This window comes from Legionella beliardensis, assembly GCF_900452395.1.
Lineage (GTDB): Bacteria > Pseudomonadota > Gammaproteobacteria > Legionellales > Legionellaceae > Legionella_C > Legionella_C beliardensis.
This window is the reverse complement of the sequence record NZ_UGNV01000001.1, coordinates 2,424,097-2,437,253: the sequence shown is the minus strand read 5'-3', so window position 1 is coordinate 2,437,253 and position 13,157 is coordinate 2,424,097. Positions and strand designations below refer to the sequence as shown.

Here is a 13,157-nt window from a genome sequence, read left to right as displayed (position 1 = left end):
CTTAAGGTAGTACTCGTATTTTTTTTAAAACATGGCAAAATTAGGCCAATGATTTTATTTGCGAGGTATTAAAAGCAAATGACGCATATTAAGACGTTCCAAGATATTATTTTAACGCTACAGAACTATTGGGCCAAACAAGGTTGTGTTATTTTACAACCGCTAGATATGGAAGTAGGGGCCGGTACATTTCATCCAGCAACCTTTTTACGTGCTATTGGACCTGAGCCTTGGGCCGCTGCTTATGTGCAACCTTCACGCCGACCAACTGATGGCCGATATGGTGAAAATCCAAATCGGGTACAACATTATTACCAATTTCAAGTTATTTTAAAGCCATCACCGCTAGACATTCAGGAAAAGTATTTAGACTCCTTACGTGCCTTAAGCGTTGATCCCTTAATGGATGATATTCGCTTTGTTGAAGATAATTGGGAGTCCCCTACGCTCGGGGCATGGGGCCTAGGATGGGAGGTTTGGCAAAATGGCATGGAAGTCTCGCAATTTACTTATTTTCAGCAAGTCGGGGGCTTACCCTGTAAGCCGGTAACTGGTGAATTAACCTATGGTTTAGAACGACTCGCTATGTTTATTTTAGGTGTTGATAATTTATTTGATTTGCCCTGGAGTATTACCAAACAGGGCACCATTACGTATGGCGATGTGTTTCATCAGAATGAAGTTGAAATGTCAGCTTATAATTTCGAGCATGCAAATACCGATGTGCTTTTTCACCAGTTTGATTGCTATGAAAAAGAAGCTGAAAAATTAGTCGCACTTAAATTGCCTCTACCAGCTTACGAAATGGTTATTAAAGCCTCGCATGTATTTAATTTACTAGACGCACGGCGTGCGATTTCAGTCACTGAAAGGCAACGCTATATTTTGAGAGTAAGACAATTATCTAGAGCAGTCGCAAAGACTTATTTAGAAGCGCGCGAGGCGCTCAATTTTCCTATGTTAAAGGTGTGTGATGGTCAATAATTTTTTATTTGAATTAGGTTGTGAAGAACTTCCTTCAGGCGCAGTAGGGCCTTTAAGTGAGGCACTAGTTAAGCATATCAAAGAAGCCCTTGCCAAGCTTGAGCTTCATTATGGTGCAATCACTGCGTATGCAGCACCACGGCGTTTAGCAATTTTAATTAATGACTTAGTTAACGAACAACCTACTCAAAGACAAGTAAGACGTGGCCCTGCAAAAGCCGCAGCTTACAATGCGCAAAATGAACCAACGCCTGCTCTTTTGGGATTTGCAAAATCTTGCAATGTAGCAATAGATGCGCTAACCATTAGCCAGACTGATAAAGGGGAGTGGGTGGTTTATGAGTCAGAAATTGCAGGTGCAAAAGTAAGTACACTATTACCAACAGTGATTAAAGAAGCATTAGCTAGTTTACCTATTGCAAAGCCTATGCGTTGGGGAGAAGGTGATGCGGAATTTGCACGCCCTGTGCATTGGATTGTGATGTTACTGGGACAAGATGTCTTGCCATGTGAAATTTTAGGTGTACAAGCGGGTAAACATACCTATGGCCATCGTTTTCATGCACCACAAGCCATTTCAATAGATAATCCTTGCCAGTATGAGACACGTTTACAAGATGCCTATGTAATAGCTGATTTTGCTAAACGTCGCGAAATAATTCTTAAGCAACTCAATGAGAAAGCTAAGGAAAATAACGCGCAAGCTGTCTTAAGTGATGACTTAATCAATGAGGTGACGTCTATTGTTGAATGGCCTGAAGTATTAGTGGCGCACTTTGATAAAGAATTTTTAGAAGTCCCTGCTGAGACGCTCATTGCAGCTATGCAAACCCATCAAAAATGTTTTGCTCTGCGCGATGAAAATGGACAACTGTTATCTACTTTCCTAACGGTGGCTAATATTCAGAGCACCAGTCCCAAGCAAGTCATTGCTGGTAATGAAAAAGTCATGCGAGCACGCTTAAGTGATGCAGCTTTCTTTTTTGAGCAAGATAAAAAACGACCATTAAGCCATCATATTGCAGCAACGGCTAAAGTGATATTTCAAGCCAAACTGGGTACGTTATTAGATAAAGCCACGCGCATGCAAACGTTAATGGGTTTTTTAATTGAGAAATTGCACTTAACTAAGCCACATGCGTTACGGGCAGCAGAGCTAAGTAAATGCGATTTAATGACTGGCATGGTTGGAGAATTTCCTGAATTACAAGGTTTAATGGGCTACTATTATGCGCTAAATGATGGTGAAGATAAGGACGTGGCTGTTGCATTACATGAACAATACTTACCGCGATTTGCAGGTGATGAGCTACCTAAATCGGCCTTAGGGATGTCGTTATCCTTAGCTGATCGCCTGGATACTTTACTGGGTATTTTTGCAATTGGTCAGCGGCCAACAGGGGTGAAAGATCCATTTAAATTACGTCGTCACGCGCTAGCTGTCGTGCGTTTACTGATTACAAGCCCGCATTCATTAAGTTTAGCGCAATTAATTGACCAGACGGCAAAGACTTACAGTACGCCCTTAGTAGAGCAAGCTCAGGAGATAAGTGCTGATCTCAAATCTTTTATTTTAGAGCGCCAGCAATCTTATTATCTTGCTCAAGGTATTTCTGTCGATTTTGTGCAAGCAGTGCGAGCGAGACAGCATGATGAGTTAGATGATTTTGATAAACGGATTAACGCGCTTAAGTTTTTTGCGAGCCTACCAGATGCAGCTATGCTTTCAGCGGCATGCAAACGCGTCAATAATCTATTACAGCAAGAAGAAACACAAGAGTATCAGCTGTGTCTTGTAGATGAGAGCTTATTACAAGAAGAAGCAGAGCAAAGCCTTTTTTCTAAGTTACAAGATATGAAACAAAGTATCAGCAGCCTTTATGAAACTAAAGACTATGTAGCAATTCTTACCCAACTTGCTACGTTGCGGCCTACTGTTGATGCATTTTTTGAAAATGTGATGGTCATGGTCAATAATACAAATACAAAGAAAAATAGATTGGTCTTGTTATCACACTTACAAGATATGTTACAGGGGGTGGCTGATATATCAGAGTTACAATTTACTTAAGGCAGCTTAAAGAAGGTTAAGATGTCAGCAACAACTAAAATAGTTTTATTAGATCGCGATGGTGTTATTAATCATGATTCACCGCATTATATTAAATCAATAGATGAGTTTATCCCTATTCCAGAAAATATTGCAGCGGTTGCTCGCCTGACTGCTGCGGGTTATCGTATTGGTATCGCTACTAATCAGTCTGGTATTGCTCGTGGGCTATATTCGGAAGAAGATTTAATTAAAATTCATCGTAAGATGATAGAAGTTATTGAAGCCGCAGGTGGCAGAATAGATGCCATTGAATACTGTTCCCATTTGCCAAACACAGATTGTTTATGTCGTAAACCAAAGCCTGGTATGTTATTAGCGCTTGCAAAAAAACTAGGCTGCTCTAGTTTGCAAGGTATTCCATTTGTAGGTGACCGCGTGTCTGATATTCAAGCAGCTGAGGCAGCAGGGGCGAGTCCTGTTATAGTATTGTCAGCAATGACTGATGGCAGAGAATTGCTAAATTATCTTTATGTTCCGACGTTTAATTCCTTAGCTCAATGGGTTGATTCATTAATGGCTAAACAATGTTTAGTGAATTAGCCATAGGCTATGAGGATGAGGCGCAAAAAGAGCAGGCTGTGGTTTTAGCCGACGATTTAAACCTACCTATCGATAATCAAGCGCAAAATAAATTAGTATTAACAGCAGATAAATTAATACTGCATGTTAAGCCTTTCTTGCCTTTATACAGTGTATTTACGCGTCAATTTTGGCAAAAGCGCTATCAAGAAGGGAAAAATCAAGGTTTAATACGCGCTTGTAAGCCTATTTCAGGCATGCGAATTATTGATGCAACGGCTGGATGGGGCAAAGATGCAGCTATTTTAGCAAGTTTTGGGGCAGAAGTTTTAATGTTAGAACGAAACCCCATTATGGCGGCTTTACTTAAGGATGGGTTATTGCGTCGCGGTGATGAACCATGTCCTCTTAAGTTACATTTACTAAATCAAGATGCCATTACTTATTTAAATGATTTAAAAAAACCAGACTATCCGCATTTAATTTACTTAGATCCCATGCATCCTACACGTCAAAAAGCAGCTTTAGTTAAAAAAGAGATGCAGGTTCTCCAAAATTTAATTGAACCAGACAACGATGCTTTAGAATTAATAAATGTCGCAAGAGCCCGCTGTTTGCAGAAAGTCGTTGTGAAATGGCCAGAGCAAACCCCGCCATTGCTTAAACCCTCAGCGAGTATTCATGGCAAGACAGTACGCTTTGATAGTTATTTACCCAAATAGTAGCTTAAAATAATCTGTATCATTGCCTCCAAAACCACCTGTCTTTGCGAGCAAAGCGAAGCAATCCAGGTCGGGTGTTTGTAAGTAGCACTGCCCTGGATTGCTTCACTTTCACGTTGTGAAAGTTCGCAATGACGACTTTTCCTAAATGTGGCCTAGAAATTGCAAAATACCTAAGTGATTAATAAGTTTCTAGATTTAATAGAAAATTTAAATCAGTAGTTTATTTAGACTTTTTTTTAAAATAATCTACAATTAACTATTATTGTTTTTTTAAAAAACAAACTGGCTATTGTTTTTCTCAATATGGGGAGAAAGAAATTTTTTCTTCAACAGGATGGGAGAACATAAATTATGATTTTATTAGAGAAACTAGCATTGCTGCGTACGGTAGATATTTTTAAAAACGTAAGCGATGATTTATTAATTGAAGTCGCTGGCCGTACAACAGAAGAATATGCAAAAGCAGGTACACCCATTGTTAAGAAGGGGGATTTAGGCGATATTCTTTATATTATTAGTTCTGGCAAGGTTGCCATTCAGGATGGTAATCGAATTTTAGCGACGCTAGGTGCTAAGCAAATATTTGGTGAATTAGCAGTCTTATCCCCTAAGCCGCGTACCGAGTCGGTCGTAGCCTTAGAAAATTGCTCACTGTTGAAATTAAAACGATTTCATTTATTTGAGCACATGGATGTCAACTTTACCATCAGTATTATCGATGCTTTATGTCAACGCATACGTAATATGGCCAAGCAAATTGATAATTTATCTAGAAAGAATGATCAAGTCGCCTAACTATTAATTATTAGTTAATGATAACCTGTTATACTTTGTTTATATATTTACTATTCTGTATAAGGTAATAGGTGGATTATGGTGTTAGATATTAAAAAATTTCCAATACTTGGGAAGTATATCGCTACTAATGAGCTGCTTAAAGTTTTTAGCCCTGAGCAAATGACAAAAAAACTCTATGAATATAGAGCAAGTTTTAGTCTCGAAAAAGGATTAACTTGTCAAGATGCGTTAAAAACCTATACTGAAGGGCGTATAGGAACTATTTCAGGCTTTAAAGACATTAAAGCGTCCGATGGCAAACCAATGAATGAAAAAGTGCCAGAAGGCTCTGCCAGTGCCGACCTACTTGCAAAGGCGCTAAAATTAAATGACAAATCTGAAAAGGCGCTTGAAAATTTTAGTAAAAAAATTGATGCAGCTAATAAACTTATTGAGGAAGGGCGATTTGTGCCTGCGGATATTGGCAGCTATTTACAAGATTTACGTACTAAAACAACTGATAAACTAACCAAACAATATGAAGCAGACAAAACCAATCTTGAAGAACTATTTAAAAACCCTGAGTTTGTAGCAGATATCACAAAGAACATGGGTATTGAGCCAGAAAACCAAGCTAAGGTCGATCAACTTAAAAAAGATATGCTGGATGCAATTAAAAAGAAACATGATGAAGAATTTGGCAAATTTGATAAAGCAATGGACGATCAAGTTAAGCAATTTTTTGATATGGCTGAAAAGGAATATCAGCGTATTAGTTATTTTGCAGCGCTGTATCATAATGCGAAATCCAGAGACATGAAACTTGCTATTGATGCTTGGTATGACGCAAATCACAAAGATACAGGCCAGGCGAGTAGTGCCTCTGTAAATTATAATCCTGACAAAGGTTTAGCAACGTTTAAAGGATTAAAATTTAAAGATTTAGAAACAATTCAAACAATTACTGGTCGTAAAGTGGTTTATACCCAAGAAGATGGTAAAGACGTGTTTACTGTAACTTTACCTAAAATAGGCCTTTTCTATTATAATTCTCGTCATCAAAATCTTGACTACGACTTAACTAGTTTAGCACAATCTGTGCGCGCAGCTGGTCACGATACTATTACCTTTAATTTAGAATATAGACCCTCATCAACAGACCCTAAAGATCAAGAATATGCCAGAGAATTAGGGCGCAAAGCTTACGAGGCGGCACTAAGATCAGGTTTTGATCCTAACGATCCTAAATCTAAAGAAAAAAATATAGTGATTAAAGTTAATGGTAAAGCAATTGAAATTAATGAGCTTTTTGCACAAGAGCCTACTCGTCAACAGCTGGCTGAGCGTGATGCCGAAAGGGATAAAAAAGACTTGCAAAATTGGCGAAAACAATATGGCTTCGGGCAAGATAATTCAATAGAGCGAACGAAAGGGGTTAAGACGGCAGTCAAAGATATTGTTAAACCTAAGCCAGAGACACCGGAGATTGATCCAGCGTTAAGAACCCCTCAAATTGGTCAAACCACTTAACTTAATTGAATACTATTATCAGAAAGAGCACTAGGTTTTAAGTGCTCTTCTTTTATCTTATACGCCATAAAATAAGCTACGTTTTATGATATCTATAATTACCGCTCAACTTTCTTAGATTACTTCAGTTATTTTCCTCTCACCTCTAAAGAATCTAAAAATAAGAGGAGCTTTGGCATAAACATTCTGATATCGATTTGCAATCTGACTCACGTTAAATAGTGCTGTAAATGAAGCTAGAATTCTGTTATTTTTGATATTGAGCCCGACTCAAGCATGGAATCAACTAAACCTAGCAAAGGAGATGTGCGATGAATAATCGACGTTTTAATGATTTTGAGACAGGGGTTGATGAACTAATGGATGTTCAAGATAGCACGGAAGCAAGTTTAAGTAAAAAGTTAGAGCGTCGACGTCGTATTGAGGATTTATTTGAAGAACGACGGTTACGGGAAGAGTTAAGGGAATTTGATTTGATTTAACCTTCTTAATCAACTTATTTAGATGTTGCTATTTAAATTATCTCCGCTTGCGCGGAGACAATAAAAGTTTTCCAATCTATTCTTTACATGTCAATTTTTCTCACCAGGCAGGTATTGCGCCATCGCCAAAGAGTGTTTTGGCTTTTTCTTTTACTTCTGGTGAATTAAATGCTTTAACAAATTGTTCTAATTGCGCTCTTTTGTTACTGTCACTGCGAATTACGATTAAATTAACATAAGGGGAATCTTTAGTTTCTACAAATAATGCATCCCGCGCAGGACTTAAGCCTGCTGGAATAGCAAACGTTGTATTAATAACAGCAGCATCTACGTCGGCTAAAACTCGGGGAAGCTGCGCTGCATCGAGTTCTTTTATCTGTAATTGTTTAGGATTGGTCGCAATATCAGCAGTCGTTGCTGTGGCTGCTTTGTTTAAAGTAATTAATTTTGCTTGTTGCAATAACAAGAGGGCACGTGCTTCATTACTTGGGTCATTAGGAATGGCGATAATGGCTTTATTCGGAAGATCACTAAGGGATTTAAACTTTTTAGAGTAAATGCCGGTAGGGTAAATAAATGTTTTGCCAATGACTTCAAAGTTATAACCGTGCGCCTTCATTGCTGCTTGCAAATAAGGAAGATGCTGATAAATATTTGCATCTAAGCTACCGTCTTGTAACGCTTCATTAGGTAGATTGTAATCACTAAATTCTACTATTTTAATGGTTAAACCATAATTTTTTAAGGCAACATCGCGAGCTACTTCGGCTAAATCGGTTTCGGGGCCTGCAATGGTGCCAATCGTTAAGGTATTTGGCGAGGGCTTGTTGCAAGCAACAAGGCTAACTATCAGTAATAATAAAGCAATAATACGCACTTAGTTCTCCAGGGCTTTAAGTTAAAAGTCTATCTATAAATACAAACAGCGCTTGGCAAGCCTGTCACCACTTATTTGAATTAATTGTACAATAATAACTAAGATTAATACTGTTGCAATCATGATAAGCACATTAAAACGTTGGTAACCATAGCGGATTGCTAAATCACCTAAACCACCGCCACCTACCGTGCCTGCCATAGCAGAGTAGTTCACTAAGGTTATCGCAGTGACAGTGATTGATTGAATAAGTGCAGGCAAGGCCTCTGGCAAGAGAATAAAACGAATCATTTGCCAAGTTGTTGCCCCCATGGAAAAACCTGTTTCAATTAAACCTGTGGGTAAATTGCGATAAACATTATCAACCAAACGTGCAAAAAATGGTGTAGCCCCTAAGGTTAAAGGCACAATTGCAGCATTAGTACCGATAGAGGTACCAACGAAAAAACGAGTAATTGGAATTAAAGCTACTAATAAAATAATAAAAGGAATAGAGCGGCTAAAATTAATAAGGCCAGAAATAAAGCGATTGAGATGCGGATGTGGTTTTATTGTTGCCGTACTAAAGAGTAATGTACCTAAAGGTAGCCCTAAAATAATGGCAAAAAGAGTGCTTAAGAGCACCATATAAATTGTTTGCCCACTGGCAAGCATTAAGTCATAAAATAGTGTCAGCGACATACCCTAAAATCTCCACAGTTAAAGTAGCTTGCTTGCAGCGCTCAATAAAAGCATTCAAGAGCATCTTGTCTGCACATAATTCAACAATTAATACGCCACAAGTAACCGTCTCAATGCGGTCAATATTAGCTAATAAAATATTAATATCTAAGTTAAGTTCTCGGCTCGTTTGGCTAATAAACGGTACTGTTGCCGTTTCTCCTTGAAAAAAGAGACGCAAGACAGGCTTATCCGTTGGTTCAGTTAATAAGTGATCAGTTAAAGATGGCGGTAATTGAGGTGTTAATTGTGCATAAAGCATTTTACGTGCTTGGCTATTTATATCATCAAAGACATTAGCTAATGCCACAACTTCAATAATTTTACCATTTTCCATAACAGCTAGGCGATGGCAAATGCGTTTAACGACTTCCATTTCATGGGTAATCAGCACAATAGTAATGCCATAGAGTTGATTAATCTTTTTTAACAGCTGTAATATTGATTCAGTTGTTTTAGGATCCAATGCTGAAGTAGCTTCATCGCATAATAAAATACTAGGTGAGTAGCTAAGCGCTCTTGCAATGGCCACGCGTTGTTTTTGGCCACCACTTAATTGAGAGGGGTAAGCATCTTTCTTTTCATCTAGCTCAACTAAAGGTAATAGCTCGTCTATTTTTTCAGCAATAGCTTGTTCGCTTACGCCCTGAATACGCATGGGTAAAGCAATATTTTCATAAACAGTTTTAGAATTTAATAAATTAAATTGTTGAAAAATCATGGCTATTTTATGACGAGCCTGACGTAATTCTTTGCGGCTTAAACTAGAAATGGTTTGATTATTGATAGTTATTTCGCCCGAATCTGGACGCTCTAATAAATTAATAGCGCGCAATAACGTGGATTTACCAGCACCACTTTTACCAATAATGCCAAAAATTTCACCTTCTTGAATAAATAAATTAATATCTTGTAATGCATTAATCTGTTTAAAGGATTTATTTAAGCCAACTAATTCAATCATCTCACCTACCTGATAAACTTATCTAGAGCGTTACCCACTAAGCGTTATAATTTATTGTAAGCTTGCTCACTTACGCTTAGTCTAAAATTTAGTGGGCGACGCTATAGGTACTCACGATTGAATAATAGTGCGGTATGCTAAAGAGGGGCAACCTGCTTTAGCCGAATTTACAAGAAAATTATTCTTGAGCGCCCGCAAGCTAAGTATTCAAATCAGCGCATCCCTCATAATACAATAATTATGCCCTAAAAAAAACCAGGTAGAATAATTATTCTTGTTAAGCCGGCTCGCAATCAACAAATTTGTCTTTAACTAGTTGTTAAAAACATTCATAAAATTAACTAAACGGTTTAATAGGAATTTGTTTAACTATCTCGTTGACTTCCATTGGTACTTTATTATCAATATCCATAGCAGTTTTGTCAGCATAAAAGGCACACCAGCTAAGCAACGACGGTGGATATTGTTTATTTCGTAACTCCCAAGCATAACGCTCTGCAAGCGGATTTGAGATAATCGTGCCTTGGCCATCAACCAGAATAACAGCCTCAATATTCGTAAACACCGCTTTAAGCGCTTGCCGCTGCTTGGGCGTCATTGCCTGAATTTCACTATAGCTAAGCGTAATTGTTTTTATATGAGGTAATGAGTCTTTAAGTTTGTCTAATTTTTCTACTGAAAAAGTATGTAAATTATTTTGGCTTAAATTAAGACTACTAACAGTTGCAGGGATGGCTGTGAATATTTTTGCTAGTTCCATGCCTGTCTTATGGTCAAAAAGATTTTTACTTAGATTAAGAGACACAATGTGGGCTGAAATAGTAGCTAATAAGGTTACCAAATTTTCTAAGGTGTGGAGAAGGTTATCGCTTAAATCAAGAGAAGTAATAGTAGTAGGAATAGCTGCAAGGAGTTGTACTAACCTTGCGTGCTCATGCCTAGCAAGGCAATTGGTGCTTAAATTAAGTGAGCTTATACTAGGTGGAATAGCAGCTAGAAGTAGTTCTAAGTCTGTGCTTCTTACATTGTATAGAAAATTTTCGCTTAAATCTAAAGAGGTAATGTGATTAGGAAGAGCTGCAAAAAACTGTATTAATGCTGTTATATTTGGGCTGGTAAGCTTATGCTTTAAGATTAATAGGTTGACTGCGGAATTTAATTCTTTTATTACTGCAACTGCCTGATTTAAATTAGTTTCTTTCTCTATAATTAATGTGTACTGCATAGAAGGTTGCCAAAAGCACAATAAGCAAAAAGTGCATGTACTATACACATTGAAATTTAAAAGGCAATCTTAATATGGTTAAAGGCCTTTTTTAAGCTTATTAATCAATTGTATCTGACACATTCAAAATAATTAATTTGTTAATTCCGACCTATCCTTAAAATAGGCTAGTGCTTCTGGATTGGCTAGGGATTGAATATTATTAATCTCTTGGCCATGAACAATTTGGCGTACAGCAACTTCCACAATTTTACCACTCATGGTGCGTGGAATATCAGGTACTTGCAGAATTTTAGCGGGCACGTGACGAGGTGAAGCATTGCGTTTTATTGTTTGCTTAATTAAATCTTGTAACTCGTCATCCAATTGTAAGCCTTCTTGTAATTTGACAAACAGAATAATACGAATGTCATCTTGCCAATCCTGCCCAATCACAATACTGTCGACTACTTGTGGAATTTTTTCAACTTGACGATAAATCTCTGCTGTACCAATTCTTATGCCACCTGGATTTAAAATAGCATCCGAACGACCATAAATAATTAAACCTTGATGTCTGGTAATTTCTGCAAAATCCCCATGTGCCCATACATTTTTATAACGTTCAAAATAGGCATGTTTATAAGCTTTTTTTTCAAAATCATTCCAAAAATAAATAGGCATAGATGGAAAAGGTTTGGTACAGACTAATTCACCACGCTCCTGAACGACAGGGTGGCCTTGTTCATCGAACACGTTCACAGCCATGCCTAAGCCAAAACATTGTAATTCACCTTTATAAATAGGCAGTAGGGGATTACCTAGAGCAAAGCAGGAAACAATGTCTGTCCCACCAGAGATAGAACTTAATTGGACCTCTGCTTTGATATCCTGATAAACAAAATCATAATTTTTCGGCAGTAATGGCGAGCCTGTAGAAAGGATGGTGCGCAATGTCTCTAATTTAAAACGGGTACTAGGCTTAGCATCCGCTTTATCAACCGCTGAAATGAATTTGGCACTGGTACCAAATACCGTAATCTTTTCATCATTAATTAATTGAAAAAGCCGATAAGCGTCAGGATAAGTAGGCGAGCCGTCATAAAGAGTTAACGTGGCACCTAAAGCAAGTACAGAAACCATCCAATTCCACATCATCCAGCCACAGGTAGTGTAAAAAAATAAGTTATCTTTTTCCGTGATGTCAGTGTGTAAGCCAAGTTCTTTAATATGTTGTAATAGTGTTCCACCCGCACCATGAACAATACATTTAGGTTTACCCGTTGTACCTGAAGAAAACAAAATATAGAGAGGATGAGCAAATGGCAAATTTTGAAATTCACACGTGGTTATTTGTTGAATAAAGTCATCCCATAAGCAAGCATTCGTAAGATTAAATTGTTCGTTATTAGAAGTTAAAATGGGGCAAATAATGATTTTTTGTAATGAGGGTAATGCTTGGCTAACTTCTTTAATCTTAGGCAGATCTTGATGAGCTTTGCCTAAATAATAATGACCATTGCAAACAAAGAGCACTTTAGGTTCAATTTGGCCAAATCTATCAATCGCAGCTTGCGCACCAAAGTCAGGCGAACAGGAAGACCAAATGGCACCTAATGAGGCAGTCGCTAACATAGCAATAACCGTATGAGAAACATTAGGCATGATTGCCGCTACCCGATCACCTACCGCGACGCCGGCTTGTTTTAAACCCTGGGCACAAGCAGCGACTTGTTGATAAAGTTCTTGGTAAGTTAATACAATTCGTTCACCATTTTCTTTAATGCTAATAAGCGCTGGGTGACTATCACGTCGAGTAAGCAGTTTTTCAGCAAAATTAAAGGTTGCCCCCTCAAACCAAGTGGCATTAAGCATATGTCCTGAGTGATTTAAAATGCGTTGTGGTGGAGTCTTAAAATCAATTGCAAAAAATTGACACAAGAGCTCCCAAAAACGGGCAATATGGTCAATAGACCATTGATGGAGTGCTTGATAGTTTGCAAATGACGTTTGCTCGGCTTTTTCTACAAACTGCATAAATTGCCACATCTGGGTCGCTTCAGGATATTTAGGTTGCCAAACTATACTCATAACGAATCCCTTATCATGAAATTAAATACAGTGGTTTTACAAAATGTAGAGCTGTCTATTAATAGGATGGATAATACCGTGAAGCGCTAAGAAATAGACACAAGTTATTTAAGTGCTTGTTAATTTTATGGTCTAATTAGGTTTTGCAACATAGCGAAATCATAAACATCC

General features: G+C 37.8%; 12 protein-coding genes. 7 read left to right on the top strand and 5 right to left on the bottom strand.

All coding sequences use genetic code 11. From position 1 onward, the window contains the following. Positions 1 to 78: 78 nt before the first annotated feature. From glyQ to DYE47_RS16195, 7 genes are all read left to right on the top strand, one after another. Positions 79 to 984: a glycine--tRNA ligase subunit alpha gene (glyQ, locus tag DYE47_RS10695; protein ID WP_115303262.1), complete on the top strand. Its 906-nt coding sequence runs from the start codon at positions 79 to 81 to the stop codon at positions 982 to 984. Further along, positions 974 to 3,055, top strand: a complete 2,082-nt coding sequence (gene glyS, locus DYE47_RS10690; protein ID WP_115303261.1) for a glycine--tRNA ligase subunit beta — start codon at positions 974 to 976, stop codon at positions 3,053 to 3,055. The genes glyQ and glyS overlap by 11 nt, the downstream gene beginning before the upstream one ends. A 21-nt stretch (positions 3,056 to 3,076) precedes the next feature. After that, a complete protein-coding gene (gene gmhB, locus DYE47_RS10685) occupies positions 3,077 to 3,637 on the top strand; it encodes a D-glycero-beta-D-manno-heptose 1,7-bisphosphate 7-phosphatase (protein WP_115303260.1) in 561 nt (186 codons plus the stop codon). Continuing rightward, complete coding sequence (locus DYE47_RS10680) at positions 3,622 to 4,338, top strand: class I SAM-dependent methyltransferase (protein WP_115303259.1); 717 nt, start codon at positions 3,622 to 3,624, stop codon at positions 4,336 to 4,338. The genes gmhB and DYE47_RS10680 overlap by 16 nt, the downstream gene beginning before the upstream one ends. Positions 4,339 to 4,692: 354 nt before the next feature. Then, positions 4,693 to 5,136, top strand: a complete 444-nt coding sequence (locus DYE47_RS10675) for a Crp/Fnr family transcriptional regulator (RefSeq protein WP_115303258.1) — start codon at positions 4,693 to 4,695, stop codon at positions 5,134 to 5,136. A 78-nt stretch (positions 5,137 to 5,214) separates the two neighbouring features. Next, the gene (locus DYE47_RS10670) at positions 5,215 to 6,648 is read left to right on the top strand and encodes a hypothetical protein (protein WP_115303257.1); all 1,434 of its coding nucleotides are present in this window, start codon (positions 5,215 to 5,217) and stop codon (positions 6,646 to 6,648) included. A gap of 311 nt (positions 6,649 to 6,959) precedes the next feature. Next, positions 6,960 to 7,130 carry a PA3496 family putative envelope integrity protein gene (locus DYE47_RS16195; protein WP_165482040.1) on the top strand — a complete coding sequence of 57 codons (171 nt, stop codon included), beginning with the start codon at positions 6,960 to 6,962 and terminating at the stop codon, positions 7,128 to 7,130. A gap of 100 nt (positions 7,131 to 7,230) precedes the next feature. On the opposite strand, the gene DYE47_RS10665 is transcribed toward DYE47_RS16195, so the two are convergent. From DYE47_RS10665 to DYE47_RS10645, 5 genes are all read right to left on the bottom strand, one after another. Then, positions 7,231 to 8,007 carry a MetQ/NlpA family ABC transporter substrate-binding protein gene (locus tag DYE47_RS10665; RefSeq protein WP_115303256.1) on the bottom strand — a complete coding sequence of 259 codons (777 nt, stop codon included), beginning with the start codon at positions 8,005 to 8,007 and terminating at the stop codon, positions 7,231 to 7,233. A gap of 33 nt (positions 8,008 to 8,040) precedes the next feature. After that, positions 8,041 to 8,688 carry a methionine ABC transporter permease gene (locus DYE47_RS10660; protein ID WP_115303255.1) on the bottom strand — a complete coding sequence of 216 codons (648 nt, stop codon included), beginning with the start codon at positions 8,686 to 8,688 and terminating at the stop codon, positions 8,041 to 8,043. Next, positions 8,666 to 9,691 (bottom strand): methionine ABC transporter ATP-binding protein, encoded by a 1,026-nt coding sequence (locus tag DYE47_RS10655; protein WP_115303254.1) that lies wholly within the window; start codon positions 9,689 to 9,691, stop codon positions 8,666 to 8,668. Before DYE47_RS10655 ends, DYE47_RS10660 begins: the two co-directional genes overlap by 23 nt. 337 nt (positions 9,692 to 10,028) lie before the next feature. Next, positions 10,029 to 10,916 carry a leucine-rich repeat domain-containing protein gene (locus tag DYE47_RS10650; protein WP_115303253.1) on the bottom strand — a complete coding sequence of 296 codons (888 nt, stop codon included), beginning with the start codon at positions 10,914 to 10,916 and terminating at the stop codon, positions 10,029 to 10,031. Between the two features lie 132 nt (positions 10,917 to 11,048). After that, on the bottom strand, positions 11,049 to 12,986 hold the full coding sequence (locus tag DYE47_RS10645) for an acetoacetate--CoA ligase (protein ID WP_115303252.1): 1,938 nt from the start codon (positions 12,984 to 12,986) through the stop codon (positions 11,049 to 11,051). Between the last annotated feature and the right edge of the window lie 171 nt (positions 12,987 to 13,157).